The following is a 25,640-nucleotide window of genomic DNA, read 5'->3' as shown; positions in this document are numbered from 1 at the left end:
AATCCTATCTTGTAAGATATGCAAGGCGCTAAATTGCGCCTTACACTAAGGTAAGCTTACGCTTTGGTGATGTTTACATATGAGGGGTCAACCAGTGCATCCAGCGGAATGTGATCACTGACCAGACCTTCAGATTTGAACCAATTCAATTGGTCTTGAACAGAGTGGATGTTTAAAGCGGCCTCCGTAGCCAGACGCATGCTGCCATTCACGATAGAAGGGGCTGCTTTGGCTCTTTCCCGATCAGTATATACATATTTGTGGATCAGATCGATCATATCGTCCTGGTTGGCTGTGCCGTCGATCATTGATGCTGAATAGTCTTTCACCCCTTGTGAGTAACCGGCGAGGAAATCTGTAGTCTGCGCGCGCTCTTCTGCAGCATTTTTTGCAGATGTGAAAACAGTGGTTACCTGATAGTTTGGAATATAGTCAGATACATTGCCGACAATGTGCCATGCGCCAGAAGCAGCAAGCGGTTTTGCGATATGAGGGACAATTGACCAGCCTGCGACTTGGCCAGATTTCATCGCCCCAATAATCGCGCCTACTTTCTGCAGAGGCGTAAAGCGAAGTTTTATATTCTCGGCCGCAGCCATTTTTGCGCCCATGTAGTGAAAAGAGGATCCAGCCTGCGTAAGCGCAAATTTCTGATCATCAAGGCTCTTCAGGGTTTTGATGCCGGATTGATAAGCTGCATCAGATATCAGATATTTTTGACCATCAATTCCCGCCTCTTCCTGAAGCGCGCCGCCGATCACTTTGATGGCGCCCTTGTCTGCGAGATTGATCAGCGCACCTGAGATCGCGGTTATAGCATAGTCAATGCTGCCACTTGCGATGGCAACCGCCATAGGTTGGGCCGCCTGAAAAAATTCAAATTCCACGTCCAGCCCGGCCTCATCGAAATAGCCGCGTTCTTTGGCGATAAAACTACCGGAGTGCGAGGTGAACCGAAGTGCGCCAACTTTAATTTTACGTCCACTTGCCACTGCAGGGGCAGCGAGCCCACCTGCCGCGACAGATCCGGTCAGAAGGGCGAGCGCACGACGGCGGCTAAATTTGAGCATGGTCTTTCCTTTATGTTGTAGATCAATTTTTTTCGTCAAAATCTTGAGACAGCTTTCAGCCCTTTTTGCCCATTTGTGTCGCAAACAAGAGGCAGAGCAGGCCCAAAAGCCAAGGGAGTGCAGCGAGCGTCAGGAACTCTGAATCAAGATAGTCACTGAATTCGGGGCCACAGCCCGTTACATTGATTTTATAGGCGCACCCAAGCGCAACCACATAGGTCCAGGCGACCAGAGGGCCCAACAATAAGACCCCTGCTGCAGTGAAGAGGACGTATTTCATAGAATGTCCCAGTGTCTAAGTGATAAATCAACATGTGTTCTATAGCACATGCTTCGGTTTGCTCTGAACGGATGGAAGATGTTCACCATGGGTATATGGACGGCGCTCTCTTTGTTCTTAGCGCGGAACCGTATCGAAATGCAGCCATAAGGTTTGGCCACATTGGCATATGACGCTTCGCCCTTTTGCGTGTTCGTCCGACCATGTTATGTACTGCACCTCATCTGCCTGCAGCGTTCTATTGCAAGATCCACAACACAAAGACAGGAAAGCTGCATCTGCAATACGTTCAGAATAGCGCCGATGAAGAAAAGATGATGGCCTGGTGATTGTGAGGCCCTGCGTTTCTGCCTCTAGAAGGGATCCAAGCATCGTTTCGCATTCATTTTTCATCTGCTGCTGTATCTTGGAGTCCGGGTTTCGCTCTAAGCTCCTTTGGTGAAGGGAAATCGCTGCGCGCAAGTCGGCTTCTAAGGTCGCATCAAATACCGTGAAGGTAGTCGGATCTGCAGGCGCTTGCCCCGAAGTGTGGTATTGGGGAACTCGAAAGGTGACATCCATGACGATTGCGCGGTTCTAATAAAGACAACCAAAAGTATGACATTTGTACGCACAGTTGCTTAGAACTGTAAGGCTCCCAATCAAGAAAACGAGTTTCATCCGCATGTTGATTTCCTTTTTTGATACTATTGAGAATACAGTGTTGTGCGCAGGACTTGAGAAAGTCCCACTTCGTTTAGTGTTCTAACACAAGTTCAACTCTGCGATTGCGCGCCTGACCCGCAGCTGTGTCATTGCTTGCGATCGGGGCCGCAAAGGCAACGCCAATTGCCCGCAGACGATCAGATTCAATGCCAGCGCTGTTCATCAGATATCGCTTAACGCTTTGCGCCCGAGCTTCTGATAGCTCTCTATTGTGGTGGAATGTGCCTTGATTGTCGGTGTGACCAACCACAAGAAACCGCGAACCTGGGTTGGCCTTCAGATAATCCGCTATCGTTTTAAGTGCAGAGTTTGAGGCTGATGTCAAAGCTGCACTATTGCTTTCAAACTCCACGCCCTGCAGCAAAGCACTACCTTTTGTGGAGATTTCAGTCCGGAGTTTGTCCTCTGAGATCGCGAGTGTGAGTTCGTTTCCTGAACCTTCTTCATAGATATCAAAGGCATATTGGACATTGGCCGAATAGACGGTTTTGGCCGCAATTGCCCACAATCGCAGATCGCCCTTTTGCGCAGAGAGCATCCCAAAGCTTGCTTTGTTTAAGTTGTAGATGTCCCTGAACGCTGCAAATCGATTTTTCGCGGTCGTTTCTGACAAGATCTGATGTTGAAGGAAAGAGCCGCATTCAGCATTTTGTGCGGTGGCGTGGCATATCATCTCAATGGAAAATCCACGCTGTTGCAAGCTGCTTTTCAACGATCGAATGACTTCGAGCGACGTAATAGGCACTGAAGATGGCAGCTCATATACGATTGTCGTCCGCTTGCCTTGAACTTTCCAGGCCTCAAAGCTTTCAGGATTGGAATAAGAGTTTATGGAGCGCGGTATCAGGCCTTCCCCATAACTTGTTTCAGTGAAACCTCGAATTTCAGACTGGGGGAAGCGACCGATCTCAGGGTGGTCAAAACTATTGGGGATATCTTCGGCCTGCGCGGTTGAAAGTGTGGTTGTAGCCAGAACAAACGCAGCTAGATTTCTAAAAAACATCAATTTATTCCTGAATACTAAAAGGTAGAATGGCCCGGCGCTGACAAGGGGGAACCGCCGGGCCAAGTACCAGCGGTTTTAACAACCTGTAATCGTTACAAAAATGAAATCATTCTTTTCAACAACTTCGAAAACCCCATCTTTCATAGCGTCGTCGAGCGCTTCTGTGACCTTTCCGTGGAGCAAGTCGTCAAGTTTTGCACGTTTGGCGGGTTTGACCTTTGCCATTGCAAACAGGGTTTCTTTGACGTCTTTTTGCAGTTGCTTTTCCATATCCCGACTGAATTGAACTGTGCACTTATCGCTCCTGACTTGCATCCAATCGCGAACAACCGAAACGATCTGCACATCACTGATCCCATTCACCCGGCGCGTATTTGCATCCGCAAGGGAGGGTTGGGCCAGCCCTGACCAGCAGAAACACGCGAGAACAGCTGCAACACGGAATTGGCGGTGAAATTGCATTCCAAAGATCTTTCTTATGTTTGATGATGTCATAATGCGGGAAGCAGAGAGTTTGTTGCCCCAGTCAATACCTGGAATTTAGCAGTGTGAGGGGCCGCCATTTTGGGCTGAGTATTTGTAGACGCGGTCTAAATCATCCAGCATATCGACGAGGTCCCACGCATTATCAACCCGGTTGCGCGCAAAGCGCACACTCAGAAAAATGTCGTATTCGCCAATAGCGTTAACCCCAACGTCCGGATGTGTGGTGAGATCAAGAACAGGAGTTTCTTTGAGGAATGTTTTGAAACTGTCGCCACCCGGTCGTTTCAAAAATCGATTTAATTTTCCCTCAAGATAAGCCGTTAAAACTTGGCGTTCGCAACGCTCAGATGGGTCTAGCGTGTCATATCGAAAAGGAATACCTGAACTGCTGAGCGCGAGCACATCCAAGGCCTCTACATCTTTGTTTAACAATGCCAGCCGCAATTGCGGCCAAAAGATACTAAATTCCTCGCTGCGTTTAACATCCACGCCAAGCGCGGCACCGCTAAATGCTGTAAGGATTGTTGCAGCGAAACCAATCGCTGCCAATGGATTTGCTTTTGTAATATGCATGACGGCTGGTCCCTACAGCTTAGAGATTAAGATCGCTGGTCTGGATGGATTGATCCGCAAATTGCAGCACATCAATGTTGAACAACATGTCGGTGCCTTCATCAATTCCATCTTGGCCACCATCTTCTGCGTCGGTCACAAGAACGACGGAGACAAAATCATCAATCTCTTCTTTATAAAGCTGTCGGAATTCAAAGCTGTAATCTGACATATGCCCGGCAAATACTGCCGTATCGGTGCCAGTGTTCAGATTGGTCCCGTCGTCGCCGATCAGGACATCATTGCCATTGCCGCCTTCGAGGCTGTCATCGCCCTGACCGCCTTGCAACTCGTCATGACCGGTGCCACCCAAAAGGCGATCATTATCTTGATGACCAAAGATAAAGTCATCCCCTGCCCCACCAAGAAGAATATCTGCCCCCGCGCCTCCGTAGAGCCAATCCATACCATCCAGACCAGATAGAATGTCGGCGTCTGCGGTGCCATCAAGCTCTTCCATAGCGTCTGTTCCAAACAGGATATTCTGCCCAGTTGAAACCTCGACACCGCTTTCAATCATTGTGATCACGCTTTGCGTGTCGATCGCCCCGGTATCAAATTGGAGGCGCTCTATATCAATCAAAATGTCGGTGCCGTTTGCGGCAGTTTCAGCGGTTGCACCGGTGACGTTCAACAGCGTTTGTTGCAGGCCTGCATCGTCCAGAATAACGGTGGTATGGTAGGTATAATCACTAAAACTGCCTGAGAAGACGGCGATATCATCGCCCGCAAGATCATTGTTACCATCTTGGTCGCCAATCAACAGATCGTTCCCCAAACCTCCTTCAAGCGTGTCGCTGCCCACGTCACCAATCAACAGATCATTTCCAGCCAATCCGGCAATGTGATCATCGCCTGCTGTACCGTGTATGTAATCATCGCCGCTGGTCGCAGAAACTGGATCATCAGGGTCTTGGTCTGGCGTCCCATCGCCAGGATTTGTATCTGGATCTGGGAGATCAGGCGTATCTGGAATGATGATCGGGGTGGGCGCTGTTGTTGCCAGTTCAGGAAATTCTGAGATCAGGTCAATAGTCCCATCAGCAAAAGACAAGAACTCAACGCCAACGATCCAATCTGTGCCTTCGTTTATGCGTAAGCTGCCATCTGAAAGATCTTGTACAGAGACACCACCGACGCCGTTACGCACATCGTATTGGATCAGATAATCCGCGCGGTTGCCGCTAAACAGGGCTTCGTCTTGCTCACCTGTGCCACCATGTATCCAGTCATTGCCGCCGTGGCCTGCTATGATGTCGTCTCCGCCTGAAGCAATCAGATAATCTTCGGCGTGAGTTCCGGTGAATTGTTCATCTTCCGCACCACCTGAAAGATAAACGCCGTGTTGGAAATGTTCACCACCGCGATCTTCCCACCAAGCAGGTGTTTCTGCGTTGAGTTCGTCCAACAGCACGGCGCGTGGATTTTCGTCTGTCAGGCTTGAACGCAATCCCCAAGAGCCCCAATCGCCAACACCCGCGACATCCCCAAATTGCATTTGCGGGCCATCACCAAATTCAGCCCAGCCTTCCCACAATTGTTGATAGAGCGATGCCATATCATCGCTTCGTACATATTGAATAAAGAAATCAATAAGCTGAGATGTGTCGCCTTCAACACCAAAGAGGTGATGGATGTGTTGGCCCCCTTCATAAATTATGACGTCGACGCCATAATTGTCTGCCATGTCATTTATCAATCGAAGTGTCTCCAGCACTTGTGGGACGGAGCCTTCGAAGTCGGGGTCTCGCATACGTTCAGTCAGCCAGCTTGCTGCGGTATCATAAGAGATATCGAGCTGTGCAATCAGCTCTTCCCTAAGAGTATCTTCGAGTACGATTGAGCCGCCGAAATATGTGGTGACGGCTACGGAATCGAACAGACTGTGAGGCGCAATGTAGTTCTCTGGGTCAGCGGCTTGCCAGGAAGGGGCTTGCAAAATGAGATCGACAGTGCCGGGATCACCGGTGAAGACACCCAATGTGGTATGAAGCGCATCAGGCGTATCTGCAAAGACGTCTTCGAGGATAAGCGCCATATCAACAGCCGCACGACCATAAGCAGAGTGGTGATCTGGATAACCATAAAGGGTGAGGCCGAAATCCTCTTCTGCAATTGCAGATAAGGTATGGGTTTGGTCGAATAAGAAATTCCAAGTTTCGTTCGACAATTCAAAGGTTGCGACCAGACCGGGGTCCAGATTGTCGCGTACATAAGTTGCAAATTCACGTATAAATTCGTCACTTGCGCCAAGTGGCATGTTGAACCAGGGATCGACACCCAATTCGTTTGAAAGACGTACCATCGCCTCAAGTGGAACCATGCCAGGCCCGTTCCAAAAGGCGTCATCCATGGTGTTTAATTGCGAAAATTCAGTGATCTGCGAGTTGTTGGTGTCCATCCAATCCATAAAACGGAACTGCCGAGAGTCATTGATCAGTGCTGTCCATTCCGGATTAAAAATAGCACCGGCTTCGAAAAGCTCGATATGATCTTCGCGAACGATGGATATGTCTCGGATATGATCTCCTGTTCCATTTGGATCTGTTTCGGTGATCCCCAAAGAAAATGCAGTGCCATTGGGATTTTCAAAAATGATCCGACCGTTCTCTTGGCTGAGAATGTTCACACCATTTAGCTGCAGTGTACCTTCGCCCTCCCATTCTAAAACATAGACGCCTGCGCGGCTCTCAGAAATGCCTGAGATTCCGTAGGTCTCATCTCCGGTAGCCCCCCAGTCATAGATCACTTCCAATTGGCCTAATCCGTCTGGGATTTCTGTTGGGTAACCGTTTTGATCAAGCAGGCCCAGATCCTGGAGCATTTCATTGGTGAAACTACCAGGTAGCCCGCCGTCAAGGGCTCCAGAAAAGGGACGTCCCATTTTCATGATGTCGATAAAGGGCATTTGGGGAGAGTAGTCTACAACGCCATTTAGATTGTAAGCGAGGGATGGGTCGGCGAGGCCTTGTAAAGATGTTGGCATGTCAAAACTCTCTGATCAATGTCTCTTTGAAGGCGTGAAGGCCAAAAGGGCAACACGCAGGATTTCATTTCCTCAATACTTTGGGGGTCTTATGATCTGTGAGCGCCTACCCGTCTTGCCGTATTGGGTCAAAAATGCCGGGAACGGGTCACGAATTTACCGATTGGTTAAAAAAAAGCCCGCGTTAATCGCAGGCTTCAAATTAAGAAAAATTTTCAATAAAATCAGAGCAATGCTAACTCTCGGAATGTGCTTCTTCAGCGCTTTTATCCCGTCTGTAACGCAAAGGCGTACAGCCGAACCGGGCTTTGAATTGTTCGATGAAATGTGACGTGCTGTCGTAGTGAATTTCGAGTGCAATCTCGGTCACGGAAAGCGACCCGGTCTCCAAAAGATCCCGTGCTTTGTTCAATCGTTGCTCTCTGAACCATTTTGCCGGTGAACTTTGGAAGATACGCTGAAAATCACGTTTGAACGAGGACATCGAGCGCCCAGTGAGCAACGCCAAGGTTTCAAGTGGGATCTGTTCTAGCGCGTAACGCTCGATCGTTCGCTTAAAGTTACCGGATGATTGCGCGGATCTGCCACTAAAAAGGAGTTCTTTTATCTGCTCTTTGCCGATCAATGTGGACAGGAGCAACAGCAGCTCGAGCAACTTATTCCTCATCAACTGCTCATCCACCTGAAGGTCATGATAGATTGCATGTGTGCTTTTGATGAATTGGGTCAGGTGTTCGTTCGCATCAACTTTGAGGGGATTTGCAATCGGCTGCGTTTCAATCCGGGTACCCGCTTCATCCAGAAATTCATCAATAAGACGGTCAGAGAAGAAGACGAGAACTGCGCGAAGCGGTCCATCCTCCATTTTGAAATCTGATCGCATCAGTTGACCGCGAGGAACAAAAATCAGGTCTCGGTCTTTGAGAACGAGGTCTTCGCCGTTTTCTGAATAAAACGTCTCTGTTCCATATATAATGTGAGCCACACACGGATGCGTGGAGATAAAATCAACATTTCGCAAATCATCATGAACAATTTTTCGGATAACAGAACCGTAGCGTCCCTCCCAGATTTGATGTGCAAAGGAATAATCGGTGAGCTGATCCGGGAGAATCTTAATGTCTTTGTTCAAACTGGCTGTCATCGCAAAATCATGAGCAAATATCTGGGTACTTTTTAAGAGAAGACGTATGAGTGCGGCCTGCTCATTTTCTTTGGGTAGATCTCAAAAATCTTCTTCTGGAACCGTTCGGATATCGAATTTGAACGGATCAGTTTTTTTCGAGAATGAGACCTTTTTTCAACAAATACAACCTGTTGATCACGGCGTCCCGCTTCTCGTCCAGTTCTGCTTTGAGCCGGTCTATGTGTTCTAGCTTTTCAGTCAGCTTTTGGACACCGCCCTCGCATGGCCCGGATCCGTCGTCAGAGAGGCAGGCGCTCATCGCCCGGATTTCACGTGTTGAAAAACCTGTTGCAATGAAATCCCGAATGCGTCCGGCGCGGCGCAGATCGGATTCCGAGTAGCAGCGATACCCGTTCAGCGTTCTGCTAACATCCAAAAGGCCCTCTTTTTCGTAATGGCGTAACATACGCTGTGTAATTCCGAGCCGATCCGCTGCTTCTTTGGCCTGCATATTAGATCCCTTCTGCTATGCGCAGTATAAATTTAAATATCCAGCGCGTAAATCAAGGGGAACCGGAGGGTTGTTTGCACCAAACCATCCCAATTACTAGCTGCAAAAAGACCGGCCACCGCCAATTGTTAGATCCTGTCTGAACCGCCATTCGCTCTTGGAATGTAACAGACGTAGAACCCACAACGTGATGCCCGCAGTGCCCCCAAATGCCCCAGAGGGGTTTGCGTTGCCTCTCGCGCTTCGGCCAGTAGTTGGACCACTCTCGAAATATAAAACAATACCTAACTGGAGACTGTCAGGTATCCGGTTGGGCGCAGCCATTGAAAAGGTCAGGTCCAACGCCTCCGACGGGCGCGCAAGCTGTCCCAGCGGCATCTAACCTCCTGAGAGATCGACAATATTGCCGCCGATCTGCTCGCATATTCTGTGTCGTAATCCAAAACCATCCGCACCGCTTTGGTGCGTAATTCTTCTGGACAACGTGTTCCGTTCTTCGTCTTGCCCGTGACCCAATGTCCTTACTTTTGGGACTCCCGCAAACAAGGCGCGGTTCGCTTGGCGCAAGGTGGTATTGGACGACTAAAGATCATTTCAATCCATTTACGTTTAAATAAACCGAATAGAGCGAGCTCGTCGCGGCAATAAAGAGCCGATTGAGCTTACTGCCACCGAAACAAACATTCCCAACAATTTCGGGAATGTGCACTTTTCCGATCAGATTTCCGTTCGTATTTAGACAATGAACACCGTCGGCCGCAGAACTCCAAATCCGCCCTGCGCGATCCAAGCGGAACCCATCAAAGAAACCATTGGTGCAGTCGGCAAAAACCGCCCCCTTCGTCAGCTGCTTACCGTCGTCGGAAATTGGTATTTTTCGGATATGCGCTGGACCACCGTCTTGATGAGTCCCACCAGTGTCCGAGACAAAAAGAAACTTTTCGTCCGAGGAAAAGGCGAGACCGTTTGGTTTTACAAAATCCGTAGCAACAGCTTCGATGTTCTTAGTTTCAGGATCCCAGCGATACACATGGCAGGCTCCGATTTCACTATCAGCACGGTCGCCTTCGTAATCCATCATGATGCCGTATGACGGGTCGGTAAACCAAATCGAGCCATCTGATTTCACCACCACATCGTTAGGCGAATTCAACTGCTTACCATCTATAGCATCAGCGATGACAGTAACGGTTCCATCAAAATCAGTCCGGGTCACGCGACGTGTCAGGTGCTCGCAAGACACCAAGCGCCCCTGCTCGTCCACTGTGTTGCCGTTGGTATTGTTCGAAGGTGCGCGGAACTCGGACACTGAACCATCGGTCTCGTCCCATCGCATCATGCGATTGTTTGGAATGTCCGACCAAACCAAATAGCGTCCCGCTGGAAACCAAGCTGGGCCTTCTGACCAACGTGCGCCAGTCCAAAGTCGCTCAACACGCGCATGACCGATGAAGCATTCGTTGAATTCAGGTTCGATGGCTTCAAACCCCGTGCCTTCTAATAAGCCAAACATCAGCCAGCTCCTTCTTGAAATTTGATTTGATTTGGTGGTCCTCACGTCGCGTCGCTAAGTCGCGCGCCTTTGGTTCAAGTCCGCAGCCTGACGGGCCGTCGAAAACGGTGAACGCGTCTTCTTCCATCTCGAAGTCCTCGCACCGTTTTAAGAGGCTCTCCAGTTGAATTTTGGGCATTCTTCCCCCACCTTGTTATCGGTCACAATATCAAATATGGGACCGGTAACATAGATATTTAAAATAAAATATATCAGTGACTTAGAGATTTAATTTAAGGAGATTTCAGACTGTCACGAAACTCTATGGTCGGAGGCAAATTGATGTGCTGCGCGGAATCGGGCGCATTCTCTGCGAGGGAAAGCAGATCAACGATCAGGTTTCCGGTCGCCTGACCAATAGCCGCCGGATCTACAACCACCGTGCTGATGGTCGGAGAAGCAAATCGAGACACCTCAAAGTTACCAAACCCGACCACAGAAATCTGTTCAGGAACAGGCACTCCCATCGCCTTTAACCGACTTTGCACACCGAATGCAGCCATGTCTGAAACGCAGAAAATACAATCCGTGTCCGGATATTCTTTTAGCACCAGATCGATCGCGGCGGCGCCGTCCTCGATAGACAATGGCGGCGTACCAAATCGGATTTCCGCATCCGGATTGCGTCCTGCTTCCAGCATCGCCCGCTTAAAGCCTTTGCGCCTTGCCGCTCCACGGGTCCAGTCATCTTTGTTTTCGCCAAGAAAAACAATATTCTTGAAGCCGCGCTTTAGCACCGCTTGCGTCATATCGTAGGCGGCCTGCTCGTTTGAAAAACCTACTGTATGCTCAATAGGCGCTGTTGGCTTTTCCCAGATCTCCACCACCGGGATGGAGGCATCACGGAGAAGTTCAACAGTGCGTTCTGTGTGGCCGTCATAAGACAGGACCATTGCTTCGGGGCGCCTGCGCAGCATGGTTTCAACAATCTGCTCTTCTCGATCCGGCTTGTATTCTGTGTGCCCCAAAAGCAGCTGTAAGCCCTGCTCTTCGATAACTTCGGTCAGCGACTGAACGGTCTGTGCAAAATGAAGGTTGTTCAAAGAGGGCAAAAGAACACCCACAAACCCTGACTTCTTTGTGGTCAGCGACCCGGCCATCTGGTCGGGAACATAGTTCATGTCTTTAACAACTTTCAAAATATATTCGCGCGTTTCTTTGGAAATCGGACTGTCCTTTTTCAACGCGCGGCTGACAGTCATTCTCGATACACCTGCTGCTTTTGCAACATCTCGCATCGTCACGGGTTTATGACCGGGGGTTTTTCTGCCCATTGTTTTTCTCCGGTTTTCTCAGAGAGTAGAACAGTTTTTTCCCGGTCACAATCAGATCATTTAACCTTGTAGCTCAGCTGGAAGCAGTGCTTCTGGGATGTTTTGGTAGCTGATAGGACGCAGCCACCGCACAATCGCCAACGTACCAACGGATGTTGCCCGCGTATCGGTGCTCGCCGGGTAAGGGCCGCCGTGCATCATGGATGAACAGACCTCGACCCCTGTTGGAAATCCGTTGGCCAGAATGCGACCCGCCTTTTCCTCAAGGATCGAAAGAAGCCCGGTTGCCAATACGGTGTCGCCCTCATCCAGATGCAGGGTTGTTGTAAGCTGGCCCTCCAATACTTCGGCCAACGCCTGCATTTCAGCGACATCTTCGCAAAGCACGATGATACCCGCTGCGCCAAAGACTTCTTCTTGAAGTTGACGATTTGCCATCCACTCCTTGGCTGAGACTTTAAAAAGCGCAGGTAAAGCTGAGCGTTTAGCAGATGCAGTGCCACAGGAGCCAACTTCAATCATCAGCTCTTTGAAGGTCTGAACACCTTGTTCGAATGCGCCGTGAATGTCATCTGTCAGCATTTTCTGCTCTGCAACGCCCCTTAGGGTACCCACACAGGCTTCTTCGAGCGTGTCGGCCTGAGGGCCTTTGACCATCACAGCAACGCCCGGGTTGGTGCAAAATTGGCCTGCTCCCATAGTGAGCGATGCCGCCCAGCCTGCGCCGATCTCAGCAGCACGGGTTTCCATGGCAACGGGCAGACAAAACATTGGATTCACAGACCCAAGTTCACCATAAAACGGGATCGGTGAAGGGCGCGCATGACACAGATCATAAAGCGCACGCCCTCCAGCCAATGAACCCGTAAAACCAACAGCCGTAATCTCTGGGTGCTGCACGAGTGCGCTGCCTACCTTTCGACCAGAGCCTTGCAGCATCTGAAAAGTTGCCTTGGGCATGCCCGTCAGTTCAATTGCTTTCGCAATCGCTTGGGCCACCAGTTCAGCTGTACCGGCGTGCGCACCATGACCTTTCACGATCACAGGACAGCCTGCAGCCAAAGCCGAAGCCGTGTCACCGCCAGCGGTCGAGAAAGCGAGCGGGAAATTCGACGCTCCAAACACGGCAACGGGACCAATAGCTTTGTGCATCAGGCGCAGATCCGGACGTGGAAGAGGTGTCCGATCCGGGAGGGCATCATCTTTACGGATATCAAGATAACCTGTTTTTTCGATCAGATCCGCAAACATGCGCAATTGACCGGTTGTGCGGCCACGCTCACCGACGAGGCGGGCTTCGGGAAGGCCGGTTTCCGACATGCCGGTTTGGGTTATTTCATCGCCCAGAACATCTATCTGTTCAGCGATGGTACGCAAAAATACGGCACGATCAGTGCGTGACGTACCACTATAAGCACGGAAATCGCGGCGGGCAGCAAGGCAGGCTTCATCAACCTGTTCGCTTGCCGCTTGAGCAAAGCTTTGGCCCTCAAGATCATGAGATACTGCCATTTCTTCAGAGCCAACCCAGGCCCCGTCGATCAAGTTCTTACCAAAAATCATATTATTTCCCCCAGTTCAGGACCATTGGGTCCAGAGGTTTCAAAAGATCAATCATACGTTTGCGAATGGCCGGATGCAGCGGTTCAATCGGATGCCGACTGGCTTCGGATTTGATCACGCCGCCTTCGACCATGGCTGCCTTACAAGACAGCCAACCGCACTGGCGGTTCTCGTGGTTGATCGCCATAGCGACACGGCCATAAGCAGCGGTCGCCTCTTCATATCGACCCGCATAATAATGCGTCAGAACCGGTTTGATCTGATCCACGATCATACCCGAAGTCATCGAGCCAGTTGCCCCACCGTCCAGATCTGCCAGAAGCGTAATCGCCTCTTCGCCATCGAAAGGTGCTTCGATGGCATCGCCGCCTGCCGTAATCAGATCGCGCAGCTTGTTTGCAGCCCGTGGGCACTCGATTTTGAAGAGCTTCACCATGTCGATTTCCTGCGCCATCTTCACAAGAAGCGGTACAGACAGATCGACACCAGACAACGGCGCGTCCTGCACCATAATCGGAATGCCAACCTCACCCACCGCCTTGAACTGATCATAGGTCTGCTGAGGCGACCCCTTGAGTAAAGCGCCATGGTATGGCGGCATCATCATCACGATGTCCGCCCCCAGATCTTTGGCGAATTGCGCCCGTTCCACGGCAATTTTTGTGGCATAATGGCTGGTGGTCACAATCACCGGCACGCGACCTGCTATATGCTCGATGCACAGACGGGTGAGGGTTTCACGTTCGTCATCGGCGAGCAAAAACTGTTCGGAAAAATTCGCCAGAATGCAGATCCCATTTGCTCCCTGATCGATTAGACAATCCAGAACACGCTTCATGCCTTCGAGATCAAGCGAGCCATCCTCTTGGAACGGTGTTGGTGCAACCGGCCAAATTCCTGTGTAGCTGAAGGACATGGTTACTCCTCAATCTCAAAGTGTTCGAGGTGTTTGTCGCTGATCGAGATCCCCAGACCTGGCAGGTTGTCATCCAAATCTAAGAAACCATCAACCGCATCAGGATCGCCTTCGAAGATGTAGTAGAAAAGCTCGTTCCCGACCTCGACGTCGTGCACAGGGAAGTATTCGCTGATCATGCAGTTCGCATTGGCCATGGTCAGGTGATAGTTGTGCATCTGACCGGCGTGCGGGATGACCGGAATCTGGAATGCTTCTGCAATCGCGTTGATCTTCTGCGCTGCAGTGATCCCACCTACACGGTTTGTATCGTATTGAAGAACGGAAACGGCTTTCTTTTCGAGCAGATCTTTACAACCAATGACAGAAAATTCGTGCTCTCCGCCTGAGATTGGCACGATGTTCATCGCATTCAGTTCGCGGTAACCTTCAACGTCATCCGCAATCACCGGCTCTTCCAGCCAGCGCGGTTCGTATTTCGCGAGCTTAGGCAGCATGCGTTTCGTGTAGTCGAGGTTCCAGCCTTGGTAGCATTCCAACATCAGGTCAACATCGTAGCCGACGACTTCTCGAACAGCTTCAACCCGTTTTAGGTTCTCTCGCATACCAGCCATTCCGTCTTTCGGACCCCATCCAAAGCGCATCTTGTAGCCTTGGTAGTTGTTTTTCTTGGCCTCTTCCGCCTCGGCTTGCATAGTCTCAATTGGTCCGGCATAGAGTTTGGAGTAATAAACCGGAATTTTCTCTTTGGTGCGCCCGCCAAGCAGTTTGAACACTGGCTTGCCCGCGAGCTTGCCCAACAAGTCCCAGATCGCGAGGTCGATGGCCGACATCGCTGTCATCCCAATGCCCTTACGTCCCCATGCATGGGAACGACGGTACATCTTTTCCCATATGTAAGCATAATCAAACGGGTCCTCTCCGATCACCATTGGCGCGTACCAATTGTCGATGGCTTTCTTAACGATTGTTGGCGCAAGGGCTGCGTTGCCAATACCAACAGTGCCATCGTCGGTTTCAATCTCGCAAGTCAGCCAATTGTGGAACCGGAACGACGACATCGCGTCGCCTTTGTCCCACAGCACATCGGATGCATTCGTACAAAAGTTGCCGGTGGGTGGAACCGTTGGACCGGTCCAATTCCACACGCGCGCGCGGACAGATTTAATCTTAGTCATGGGAATCTCCTTAAGCCGCGTCGCGTTGGGCGCGGTGTGTCTTGGCCATTCGAACCAACAGATCAAACGCCTGCCGTGTTGCACCGAGATTGGCTTTGTTCTGCCCAGCAATATCGAAGGCTGTTCCATGTGCGGGGGTCGCCACCGGGATCGGCAATCCACCAGCAACCGTCACACCGCGTTCAAACCCCATCAGCTTGATCGCGATCTGTCCTTGATCGTGATACATCGTCACAACCGCATCCACTTCACCACGTTTTGCCTTCAAGAAAACGGTGTCAGACGGCCATGGGCCAGTCACATCCATTTGTTTTTCCTGTGCTTTTTTTACCGCAGGCTCAAGAACATCGATCTCTTCGCGACCGAATTTCCCGTTGTCACCCGCATGGGGGTTCAGCGCAGCAACAGCGATACTTGGGCGAGCCTTGCCCGCTTTACGCAGAGTGTCATTCGCCAAATTGACCGCCTTCAGAATGCCCTCTTCCGAGATATTCGCAGCGACGTCTTTCAGACCGATGTGCGACGTCACTCGCGTGGTCATCAACTCGTCCAAAACGTTGATTTCAGAGTGGTAGCCTTCATAGCCCAGATAGCGGGCCATATACTTGTGTTCGTCTTCAGCGTTCAGACCAGCAGAGGTCATCGCTGCCTTGTTGAACGGACCAAAAAGAACGCCATCAACCAGCCCCACTTGCGCCAGATCCAGCGCTTTATCGAGGCAGCGCAACGAAGTCGTTCCGCCAGCAACTGTGACTTCGGCAATTCGAATGTCAGATGGGTCAATGGTGTTTTGTTCCAGGTGAGAAATGCCCGATTGCTCTGCAATGTCATCTTCGAAAATCGTGTTCAGCGGTACATCTAAGCTCGTCTGTTCCGCACCCTGCTGCCATAGGTGGCTGTCGCCAACCAAGAGCACATCTGCGGCCTCCAGGACGCCTTCGTCATTCACCAATTTGGCGATCAATTCAGGCCCGATGCCAGACGGGTCGCCCGGCACAATGGCTATTCGAGGCTTCGTCATGCCCTGTTCTCCCAATGTTTAGAAAATCCATCCGGCAGGATGACCATCACATCTGGTTCCTTTCCGGTGTCGAAGGTTTGTACCACTTCAAAGGTGTCTAGGTTGAAGCGCTGCACCTGCTCGCAATCGATCGCGATATAGGCGTAAGCCGCCTCATCATCGATGCAAAGCGCAAGCGGGTTCGCAGGTGTTTTCTGTTCGTGCAGCATCTCCCCTGTAGCTTCGTCAAAGACAGAGAACGAGCCGCCAAAATGGTTCATGGTGACGAGACGATTGCGTTTCCCGTCATAGTAGATGCGACAGGGGTCATCAGGTGTCGGGAATTGGCGTTTGATTTCCATAGTTGCTGTGTCGATCACGGCGACAGTGTTGGAAATTCGTTGAGACGTATAAAGGATACCTGCATCTTCGCGTAGACATCGGCCCTCAGGTTTCTCACCGGTTTTGATCGAGATCGGCGCAACCGATTTGTCGTAAGGGTTGAAGACGGTGACATCACCTGAGGTCAGGTTCATCGAATACGCTGTGCGGCCATTGCGGGTTAGCGCAAAAAGATGACATTTTGTGCCGCCAGTTGGCGTGATATGATCCCAACCTTGATCGAAAGCTCGCGGGTTTTCTTTCACAAGGAGGTGTCCTGTCCACTCGGAGAGCACATAGAGGCGCCCTTCTCCATCAAGGCCAATGCCGTGCGGACGAGCATGTTCACCCAGTTCGTAGATATGCGCGATCTCTTGCTTACGGATATCAATAACGATGACTGAGCGCCCGTCTGTGCCCTCAATACCAGAGTTCTGCACACCGTAGTGGCCGACGTAGGCGTAGCGAAAATCGTTATCTACGACAAATTCATGGGGGTAATCCGGCAAAGCCAAACGACCCTGCATCGCACCAGTTTCAATATCATACCAGCTGACGCAGTGACTGCATTTTTCGATGAGCATCATGGATTGCGCCACGAGAACCTCCTTAAATAGCCTCACCGTGACCGGTCACAGTGTTGCCGGTCACAATTTCGATCATCAATCCCCGTTCTAGGGGAGACCGGGCCTGTACAGCCCGGTATTCTGTTCTTTATCGTTCGAGAGCGCCCACGCCTGAGAAGCGGAAGGCTTCCTGTTCAAGCGCATCGATCTCCTCGGCCGACATTTGGTCATGTGCCACAGTGATGCGTCCTAAAAAGACAAACGGCAGTTCGCTTTCGCGCTCTTCCAGATGCGCTTTGATCGCTTCTGCGGTCGCAGCACCGACATCGTCGCCCATGCGCATCGGGGTTGCGTCCAGCTCTCCGCGACGGATCGCATCGAGTTCCAGACCTGTGCCGCCCCAACCAGTCGAGAAGATCTCTTTCTCTTTTCCCAAAGCAACCTGAGCTTCGACAGAACCCATCGCCATTGCGGTATTGGCGTTATGGATGATCGTGGCTTCTGGATAAGCCTGCATGATTAGGGATGTACCTTCAAAACCGCCTTCACGCTGGTATTCACCATAATGCTCATAGGCGGTTGTCCAGTTGCCCTTCTCTTCCACACAGGCTTTAAAGTCACCTGATCGCTGATTATCCGTGATACCCGGGATACCGCGGTTCATCGCCATAGTTACATCCGTGCCCAAGCGATCCAGCATATAGTCACACATGGTCAGCGCACCGGCTGCAGAGCTGAAATCAAACCATGCATCCGGTTGATTTTTCAAATCTTTCAGAGGGGTATGAAATGCCCAGACAAAAGTTGAGAACCCATCAGATTGCGCCATCTTATCGATATTGTCTGCTTGGATCGCCAGCTCGGATGGGCCAAAGATCACAAAGTCATATAGATCCGAGTCCTGAACAACTTGGTTCGCGTAGGTTGACTGCAGCGAGTGCTCGATCTGACGGCTCGCGAACTCAGTGGTTTCAAATTCAATACCAAGCTCTTCCAAACGCTTGGTCATCGCAATGTAATTACGTGCCCAAAAGTCTGACGTATCCGCTGATGGGTAGATCAGTGCTATTTGAATTGGACCATCCTGCGTGCCGCTGAACTTCACAGCTTCCTTGCCGACAACCGCCTGCATTGCCTCCAGTTTGCCTTCGGCGTTCACTTCACCGGGTACCCAATAGTCACGACCTTCGATGCCTGGCAGTTCAACCAAAGGCAATTTGGTGTGACCCTCAGCAAATGCAGCTGTGGAAAAGGTGCAGATTGCACTTGTAGCCAGTAGTAGTTTGTTGAATGTATTCACGGTAAGTCCTCCCTTTCGCGAAAAATGTGGAGCCTTGCAGGTGCGTTGAGGCTCCTACCCTCAGCGCACCAACATCTTTATCCTTAGCCGCTTGGCGTCGGATCAGTTGCCAGTCCAGCTCCAGCGGCTAGCAACAGGATCAGCAGCCCAATCAAGAGCGCTGAGAATTTCATGAGTTTTTGTGCTTCTGTCGTGCGCAGACCCGCCAGCAAACTACGTGCCCCATCGCGGTCTTTCTTCTGCATCCATGTGTAGAGCGCCACAGAGCTGACGATCACGACACCAGAGGCCACAGACTGCCAAAAGAACTCAATACGCAAGGTAACAAGCGCGTTGATCATCATGGACAGCAGCAAAACACCAGCCAAAGAGCCAATCATAGAAGCACGGCCCCCAAAAAGTGACGTACCACCAACGACCACTGCCGCAATGACATGCAAGTTGAAGTAAGGTGCAGAGGTCGCTTGGATCGCATTTAGCTTACCAGTTAGCATGACGCCTGCCAGAGCAGCACAAGCTCCCATCAGCACATAAGCGTAGATCTTGTGGCGATCAACAGCGATGCCAGTCATTTCACTTGCTTCTGGGCTTGAGCCAATAGAGATCGTGTAGCGACCGAAATGGGTGCGGGTCAGAGCCCAGTAACCCAGTGCCATAGTAAGCAATCCGATCACAACGGGAACAGGGATGAAACCCGGAATTTGACCGCGGCCAATGTCCGTTAGCAAATCCGGGAAACGCGCCAGCACGAGACCTTTGGCGATCACAAGCGCAAGGCCGCGATAAACAAGATCCATAGCCAACGTGCCGATAAGATCAGGTACTTTGAAACGCGTGATGATCAGACCGTTGATCAGCCCCATCACGGCTCCCATCAGGATCGCCAGTGGGATCGCAATGTAAGCAGAGAAACCATATTGCTTGATCAAGAAAGCCATAAGGATGCCAGACAAGGCAGCGATGGAACCAATCGACAGATCGATCCCACGTTGGGTGATGACAAAAGTCATGGCCATCGCCATTGGCATATACAATGCCGCGTCGAGCAGGATTAGATTCAAGTTTGACAGGCGAAAATACCGCACTGGTTCGGCAATACCCATGAACAGAAGGATCGCAAAGATCATGACCATCGGACCGATGAAGGTCAGATAAGGCTCGAGCCGGTCCATAAAGGTCTTTTCGGTTAGGTTTGTTGTAGTAGCAGCCATCGTTTTATCTCCTTACGCCACGGCGTCTTGCGCGCCAACAATCAGGCCAAGGACCTCTTGAACGGAGCTTTCAGCAGTTTGCACAACACCCACGGCGCGGCCGCGACGTTGCACGTGAACGCGGTCTGCGACCTCGAAAACATCATCCAGTGAGTGGCTGATCAGGATCACAGCGAGGCCTTGCTCTCTCAGGGTTTTGATCAGCTTGAGCGTACGGGCTGTCTCTTGTGGACCAAGCGCCGCTGTGGGTTCATCCATGACAAGCAGACGCAGGTCTTCATGATAGACTGCCCGGGCAATAGCTACCGCTTGGCGCTGCCCTCCTGACAGGCTGTCAGTCTGCACATCCATCGAACGCAGGCGCACGCCAAGACGTTCATCCAATACACGGGTCGCTTCAGATTTCATGCGCGTGTTATCGAGCATCTTGATGCCCATAACAGTCTTGGTCAGTTCATTGCCCAAGAACATATTGTTCGCAGGCGTCAGATGATCTGCCAAAGCCAGTGTCTGGTATACAGCATCGATACCCACATCGATTGCGTCAGAGTGGCTCGCCATTTCAAGTGGCTTGCCATCCAGAAAAATCTCGCCTTCGCTGGCTTGGTACACACCAGTCAGGATTTTGATTAGGGTGGATTTGCCTGCCCCGTTGTCTCCAACGATGGCCAGCACTTCACCGGCATAGGCTTCCAAATTCACGTCTTGCAAGGCGGTCACGCCCCCAAAACGTTTGGTAATTCCGCGCATCTGCACCAAAGGCTGATCGCTCATTGTTCTTCTCCCACTGCGCAAAGCTCCGCCATGTCGGGCAAAGACCCGATTGTGTGCATCGCGCTTATTCGTGTTTTGATTGGCGGCCCTTCCTCAGGAAGTCGCGAAAGAGCCGCCGAGGGGTTGAGGCTTACTTACCCCAAATCGCTGAGTAGGCTTGACGGTACGGGCTGTCTGGATCGAACTCGTTTGAGTCGCCCAGTTTTGCCAGACCTTCTTGCGTCACCAGAGCTGGCGACGTCACATAGCCCGAGCAGGCCTCGCCTTGGATGGCGCGGTTTAGCTCGTCGACCAACTGCCAGCCTTGCAGGTTTAGCGGCTCCGCAACTGTGATCGTCTGATAGTTGCCAGAGCGAATGCGTTGGAACGCCGCTTCAGACCCGTCACCGGCAGACCCGGCTTGTGGGCCATCGGCGCTATTGATGCCAACAGCCGCCAGTGCCGGGCCCATGAAGTCAAAGTACAGGTCGTTGATTGCCAAAGCATGTGTCCAGCTGTCGCCATATTTCTGTAGCAGGCTGGTGGTCAAAGGCCCCATGCGGGACGAAGTATCTGCGATTGGCGTATCGACATACTCCAGAACCGTCCCCCCCATGCTTTCGATGGTCTCTTTGATGCGATCAGCTTTGTCGATGGCAATTTGATAGGTGCTGTCTGTGAAGATGATGGCTCCTACACCGTCACCCGCGTCTTTGATCGCCCATTCAGCCGCCACTTCTGACACGGTCATCGCATCGGTGGAAACATTTGCAAAGATGCCACCCGGTGCGTCACAACCGATCTTTGGGCCTGAATGCCAGGCTACAATTGGGATGTTCGCCCTCACGACACCTTCAAGCGCAGCTTGCTGTTCAACGGTGTCAAAGCCATTGATAATGATCCCATCCGGGTTCAACGCCAGCGCCTGGCCGATGGCCGCTGTGCGACCTTGGATCGAGCCTGCGCCATCCAGAACCCTCAGGTTCCACCCGATGGTGTCTACGGCTTCCTCGACGCCGTTGGTCACGCCCAGGATACCGCCATTTTTTAAATCCCCCGCAACGACGACAATGGACTTGCCTTGCGCTGCCGCAGGACCCGTGGTTGGGCCATCAAAAGGTGTTTCTGCGAAAACCGGTACACCGAGACCGGATAGTAGAGCGGTTGTGGATACCGCCATTAGGGAACGTTTAAGCATAATCTCCTCCTTATGCTTGGTTCACTTTTTTGCGCCTTTGCGCCGTTGGGCATAACCAGCGATGCCGATTGCGATCAGCAGGGTTACACCGTTGAACATCGGTTCGACCCAGAAGGATCCTCCGAATTGCTGAATACCCGAGATGCCCACAGCAAGGATGGCAACACCAATAATGGTGCCCCACACATTTACGCGGCCGGGTTTAATGGTGGTCGAGCCAAGGAAGGCCCCAACGAGCGCTGGCAGCAGGAATTCCAATCCGACGGACGCCTGACCAATGCGCAGCTTTGAGGCCAGCAACACACCCGCGAAAGCTGTGATGAAGCCGGAAGACATAAACGCGCCAATAACAAACTTACGGGTCGGAATACCGTTCAATTGTGCCGCACGCTGGTTTGCTCCAATGGCGTACAAGTAGCGTCCGATTGGCGTGTATTCGAGGATCAACCACATCGCGACTGTAATCCCAAGAACGTAATAACCAGTGATGGGCAAGCCAAAGACAAAGGTACCGTTGATGGCATAAAAGCTGTCCGGAAGGGATCCAACCATCTGGCGGCCGCCTGTGTGCCATAACGCGAGCGCATAAAGCACTGTCCCGGTCCCTAGGGTCGCAATGAAGCTGTCAATCTGCGCAACTTCTACCAACAGGCCATTCAAGAAACCAGTGAACAATCCCAAGATCAGGACAATCGCGACAGCCATTGGCCAAGGCAACCCATAAAGCGTTTGCAGTGAAATTGCCAAAATGTGCCACAAAACAATTCCATAGCCGACGGTCAGGTCAATCCGACCCGCAGCCATTGGGATCATGGCGCCAAGCGAAAGCAATGCAATGATCGCCTTGTCCGAGATGATCGCCCTCAGGTTCAAAACCGTCGGAAAAGTGTTCGGTAACAGAATTGAAAAGAGGACGATCAACAAGCCGGTCAGAATGACCAAGCCATAGACAGGCAACAGGCGCATCGCACGCGTGCGCGTACTGGCATTTTTCAACTCTGCTTTGGTTGGTTCAAGTGCGTTGGATTCAAGCGATTGCATGATGGTTCCTCAGTTCGTCGTCGCGTTAGACGCGGATGCGACCTGGATCAGATTTTCAGTTGTTAATTCGGTGCCAGAGAGTTCACCGGCGATTCTGCCTTGGCTGAAGACAATGGCGCGATGACAGATGGCGGCAACTTCCTCAAAGTCCGTTGACACCACAATAATCCCCACACCACCTTCAATGGCCGTATTTAAGAGTGCATAGATTTCCGCTTTTGCGCCGACGTCGACACCCGCAGTTGGATCTTCACAGATCAATAGCTCACGTTTGGTTTCCAGCCAGCGGCCGATCACAACCTTCTGCTGATTGCCGCCTGACAAACTTTCAACCGACATGCTCTGATCATTTGGCGACAGCGCCACCTCAGAGCCAATACGCTCCGCCAGAGCAGTTTCGACGCGCGGGCTCATCAGGGAAAATAACTTACGACCCACTGCTGCAGGGTTGATGAACGTATTTTCGCGGATCGACAGCGACATTGCGACGGACTCTGCTGTGCGATCCCGCGCAACGAGCCCGATACCAGATTGCAGCGCGGTCTGAGGGGATTTCAGATTTGGCGCGCGTCCGTTTAGTGAAACGGACCCAGAATACGGTTCACATCCAAACAGCGCCCGCGACACATGTTCGTGCCCTGCTCCACGCAATCCCACAAGGCCAATAATCTCGTTCCGATGCAGACTGAAATCGACTGGCCCTGCAGCATCCACCTGTAGATTGCGCACACTCAATATGGCATCTCCTGGTGCAGCCTTTGGTTTGAGAACCTGACGTGTCTTACGGCCCACAATCATGTAAACAAGTTCTTCGGGCGTGGTATGGCTAATGGCCCGCATACCAACCAATTCTCCATCTCTCAGAACCGCTACGCGATCTGCAATCTGGAATATTTCATCCAAGCGGTGAGAAACATAGATCATCCCCACCCCCTGCTCTTTCAGCGGGCGCAAAGCTTCAAACAGGCGCTCTACCTCGTCAGCAGGCAACGAAGCCGTTGGCTCATCCAAAACCAGAAAGTCGCAATCAACCGCAAGTGCACGGGCGATGGCAATCAGAGATTTCTCAGTCCGCGAGAGATCCTGAACCCGAGTTGTCGGATCAACGTCGCAGCCGACCTTGTCCAGCGCGTGCTGAGCAAAATTTTCGACCGATTTCCAACGGATCAATCCACCCTTCCGCGAATACCCCAATGCCAGAGCGATGTTCTCAGCGACTGTCATCCATTCAATCATACCGAGGTCTTGGTGAATGAAGGCGACCGATTGACGTTCTCCAAATCCACCAGGGCGATGCTCATAGAGATCGCCATCAATCAAAACACGACCTTCATCCGGCTTGTGGATACCACCCAGGATTTTGATCAGAGTGGATTTGCCTGCGCCGTTCTCACCAAGCAAGGCAACGATTTCACCACGCTCAATGTTCAGTGAGACATCCCGCAGCGCATAGGTGCCACCAAAGTGTTTTTGAATGCCGTCAAAAAACAGATTGTTCTGCATTGCCCCCAACACGCGGTATCCTCCCAAATGACCAAGGTAACTCGATGCTCCTCAACATCCTCGTTGAGTTACCCGTAACGTTACGCTAGCATTCTCTTGATTAACGCGCCTGTCAACAAAAAGAAGTTACCCGTAACGTAAGCGTAACAAACATGAGTAAAATCCAAAAAAAATCGTTCAAAAATAATAAAGTAAGCCTAGCACAGATCGCAAAGGCTGCAGGTGTCTCTAAGATGACTGCGAGTCGGGTATTGCGTGACGAAGGCGGTTTTTCCGAGAGTACCCGCACCAAAGTTATGGCTGAGGTTGAGCGTCTTGGTTATGTTCCGAATCGATTGGCGACAGTTTTTGCAGGCGATCAGAAGTCCACATTTGTGGGAGTCGCCATCCCCGAACTCGGCAATGAAATCTTCACACAGGTTTTAGAAGGTATCGACCGTAAGCTCGGCGCGTTTGGGCATCAGACCGTGCTGGGCATGACAGACCATTCTTTGGAGCAAGAAGAGAAGTGGCTGGAGACAGTCCTGTCTTGGCAGCCCGCGGGATTGATTGTCACTGGCAGGTCTCACACACCGAAATCAATTCAGCTCCTCAGAGGTGCCGGAATTCCGCTCGTAGAGATTTGGGATTTCAACTCAAGCCCCCTAGATATGTCCGTTGGTCTGAATCATTTCGACAGTGGCTATGGCATGGGACGCTATCTTGCTGGACTCGGATACACGAAGTTCGGTTACGTCGGTACGTCACATGATACCGCCAATGCTGCGAGCGCCCGATTGGCAGGCTATGGCAAAGTCATTGAGGACTCAGGCGGCACACTTCAAAAGCAGCTGCTTTTAAGGGACACACCTGGTTTTTACACCGGCTATTATGGCACAGAGCAACTATTGGCCGCCCACGATGATATCGAAGTAATCTATTATCAGAATGACAATATGGCCATTGGTGGATTGAATTATTGCCAAAAGCGCGGGCTTTCAGTCCCGAATGACATTGGGATCGCAGGCTGGGGTGACCTGCCTATTGCCTCCATTCAACCCTACCGCCTTACATCAACCTCCGTTCCACATTTAAGAATTGGACAGATCGCAGCAGAGATGGTGCTTTCTCAAATTAATGGCGAACCACAAAGGCGTTCACATGATGTTGGCTTCAACTTAATTCCCGGATCGACCGTGATAACGCGTGAAAAACTACACCGGTAAAGGAATTGCTTTGAAGTTTAATAGCGAAAGCTTAGGTTCAAGACCCATCGATTTCAGTTTGGTGGCACATGTCTTTCGTCAGAGTTTTTGGAACCATAGGCGGCCTAATCTAAGAGAGGGTTTGGCTCACCTGATTGGTTTGATCATGCGGCGTGTTGGCTGTGATACAAGCGCCGCGTTTCGAGCGCCTTTTGTGTCTGACATCAGTGCCTATGGG

Annotated in this window: 22 protein-coding genes; 1 reads left to right on the top strand and 21 read right to left on the bottom strand. The window is 51.3% G+C overall.

Features of this window, described 5'->3' with window-relative positions; all coding sequences use genetic code 11:
• Positions 1 to 56: 56 nt before the first annotated feature.
• The 21 genes from BLP79_RS16015 to BLP79_RS15900 all read right to left on the bottom strand — a co-directional run bounded on the left by BLP79_RS16015 (position 57) and on the right by BLP79_RS15900 (position 24,230).
• Positions 57 to 1,070 carry an ABC transporter substrate-binding protein gene (locus tag BLP79_RS16015; RefSeq protein WP_090220656.1) on the bottom strand — a complete coding sequence of 338 codons (1,014 nt, stop codon included), beginning with the start codon at positions 1,068 to 1,070 and terminating at the stop codon, positions 57 to 59.
• Positions 1,071 to 1,125: 55 nt separating this feature from the next.
• Entirely contained in the window at positions 1,126 to 1,350 is a 225-nt protein-coding gene (locus BLP79_RS16010) for a hypothetical protein (RefSeq protein ID WP_090220654.1), read from the bottom strand.
• Between the two features lie 736 nt (positions 1,351 to 2,086).
• Positions 2,087 to 3,058, bottom strand: a complete 972-nt coding sequence (locus tag BLP79_RS16000; protein WP_090220651.1) for an OmpA family protein — start codon at positions 3,056 to 3,058, stop codon at positions 2,087 to 2,089.
• 78 nt (positions 3,059 to 3,136) lie between these two features.
• Positions 3,137 to 3,523, bottom strand: a complete 387-nt coding sequence (locus BLP79_RS15995) for a hypothetical protein (protein WP_090220649.1) — start codon at positions 3,521 to 3,523, stop codon at positions 3,137 to 3,139.
• A 78-nt stretch (positions 3,524 to 3,601) separates the two neighbouring features.
• The gene (locus tag BLP79_RS15990; protein ID WP_090220647.1) at positions 3,602 to 4,120 is read right to left on the bottom strand and encodes a hypothetical protein; all 519 of its coding nucleotides are present in this window, start codon (positions 4,118 to 4,120) and stop codon (positions 3,602 to 3,604) included.
• A 19-nt stretch (positions 4,121 to 4,139) separates the two neighbouring features.
• Positions 4,140 to 7,145: a calcium-binding protein gene (locus tag BLP79_RS15985; RefSeq protein ID WP_090220646.1), complete on the bottom strand. Its 3,006-nt coding sequence runs from the start codon at positions 7,143 to 7,145 to the stop codon at positions 4,140 to 4,142.
• Between the two features lie 235 nt (positions 7,146 to 7,380).
• The gene (locus BLP79_RS15980) at positions 7,381 to 8,289 is read right to left on the bottom strand and encodes a helix-turn-helix domain-containing protein (RefSeq protein ID WP_090220644.1); all 909 of its coding nucleotides are present in this window, start codon (positions 8,287 to 8,289) and stop codon (positions 7,381 to 7,383) included.
• Between the two features lie 127 nt (positions 8,290 to 8,416).
• Entirely contained in the window at positions 8,417 to 8,782 is a 366-nt protein-coding gene (locus tag BLP79_RS15975) for a MerR family transcriptional regulator (RefSeq protein ID WP_090220643.1), read from the bottom strand.
• A gap of 589 nt (positions 8,783 to 9,371) precedes the next feature.
• Positions 9,372 to 10,295, bottom strand: a complete 924-nt coding sequence (locus tag BLP79_RS15965) for an SMP-30/gluconolactonase/LRE family protein (RefSeq protein WP_090220640.1) — start codon at positions 10,293 to 10,295, stop codon at positions 9,372 to 9,374.
• A gap of 272 nt (positions 10,296 to 10,567) precedes the next feature.
• Entirely contained in the window at positions 10,568 to 11,608 is a 1,041-nt protein-coding gene (locus tag BLP79_RS15955) for a LacI family DNA-binding transcriptional regulator (RefSeq protein ID WP_090220636.1), read from the bottom strand.
• A gap of 60 nt (positions 11,609 to 11,668) precedes the next feature.
• Positions 11,669 to 13,171 carry an aldehyde dehydrogenase (NADP(+)) gene (locus BLP79_RS15950; RefSeq protein ID WP_090220635.1) on the bottom strand — a complete coding sequence of 501 codons (1,503 nt, stop codon included), beginning with the start codon at positions 13,169 to 13,171 and terminating at the stop codon, positions 11,669 to 11,671.
• A gap of 1 nt (position 13,172) precedes the next feature.
• Positions 13,173 to 14,087, bottom strand: a complete 915-nt coding sequence (locus tag BLP79_RS15945) for a dihydrodipicolinate synthase family protein (protein WP_090220633.1) — start codon at positions 14,085 to 14,087, stop codon at positions 13,173 to 13,175.
• 2 nt (positions 14,088 to 14,089) lie between these two features.
• A complete protein-coding gene (locus BLP79_RS15940) occupies positions 14,090 to 15,265 on the bottom strand; it encodes an L-rhamnonate dehydratase (RefSeq protein WP_090220631.1) in 1,176 nt (391 codons plus the stop codon).
• A 10-nt stretch (positions 15,266 to 15,275) separates the two neighbouring features.
• Positions 15,276 to 16,286 (bottom strand): 4-hydroxythreonine-4-phosphate dehydrogenase PdxA, encoded by a 1,011-nt coding sequence (locus tag BLP79_RS15935; protein ID WP_090220629.1) that lies wholly within the window; start codon positions 16,284 to 16,286, stop codon positions 15,276 to 15,278.
• Entirely contained in the window at positions 16,283 to 17,245 is a 963-nt protein-coding gene (locus BLP79_RS15930; protein WP_090220628.1) for a YncE family protein, read from the bottom strand. Before BLP79_RS15930 ends, BLP79_RS15935 begins: the two co-directional genes overlap by 4 nt.
• A 115-nt stretch (positions 17,246 to 17,360) precedes the next feature.
• Positions 17,361 to 18,512, bottom strand: coding sequence for a substrate-binding domain-containing protein (locus tag BLP79_RS15925; RefSeq protein ID WP_198511971.1), 1,152 nt, complete (start codon positions 18,510 to 18,512; stop codon positions 17,361 to 17,363).
• An 83-nt stretch (positions 18,513 to 18,595) separates the two neighbouring features.
• Entirely contained in the window at positions 18,596 to 19,723 is a 1,128-nt protein-coding gene (locus tag BLP79_RS15920; protein WP_090220626.1) for an ABC transporter permease, read from the bottom strand.
• 12 nt (positions 19,724 to 19,735) lie between these two features.
• Entirely contained in the window at positions 19,736 to 20,497 is a 762-nt protein-coding gene (locus BLP79_RS15915; protein ID WP_090220625.1) for an ATP-binding cassette domain-containing protein, read from the bottom strand.
• A gap of 130 nt (positions 20,498 to 20,627) precedes the next feature.
• On the bottom strand, positions 20,628 to 21,674 hold the full coding sequence (locus BLP79_RS15910; RefSeq protein ID WP_090220623.1) for a substrate-binding domain-containing protein: 1,047 nt from the start codon (positions 21,672 to 21,674) through the stop codon (positions 20,628 to 20,630).
• A gap of 21 nt (positions 21,675 to 21,695) precedes the next feature.
• On the bottom strand, positions 21,696 to 22,715 hold the full coding sequence (locus BLP79_RS15905; protein WP_090220621.1) for an ABC transporter permease: 1,020 nt from the start codon (positions 22,713 to 22,715) through the stop codon (positions 21,696 to 21,698).
• 9 nt (positions 22,716 to 22,724) lie between these two features.
• Positions 22,725 to 24,230, bottom strand: coding sequence for a sugar ABC transporter ATP-binding protein (locus tag BLP79_RS15900; RefSeq protein ID WP_090220620.1), 1,506 nt, complete (start codon positions 24,228 to 24,230; stop codon positions 22,725 to 22,727).
• Between the two features lie 140 nt (positions 24,231 to 24,370).
• Between BLP79_RS15900 and BLP79_RS15895 the strand changes: the two genes are divergently transcribed.
• Positions 24,371 to 25,423, top strand: a complete 1,053-nt coding sequence (locus BLP79_RS15895; protein WP_090220618.1) for a LacI family DNA-binding transcriptional regulator — start codon at positions 24,371 to 24,373, stop codon at positions 25,421 to 25,423.
• Positions 25,424 to 25,640: the final 217 nt, after the last annotated feature.

Origin of the sequence: Epibacterium ulvae, from assembly GCF_900102795.1 — a bacterium.
GTDB lineage: Bacteria > Pseudomonadota > Alphaproteobacteria > Rhodobacterales > Rhodobacteraceae > Epibacterium > Epibacterium ulvae.
The sequence above is the reverse complement of the archived record's forward strand: the minus strand, read 5'-3'. Positions and strand labels throughout refer to the sequence as shown.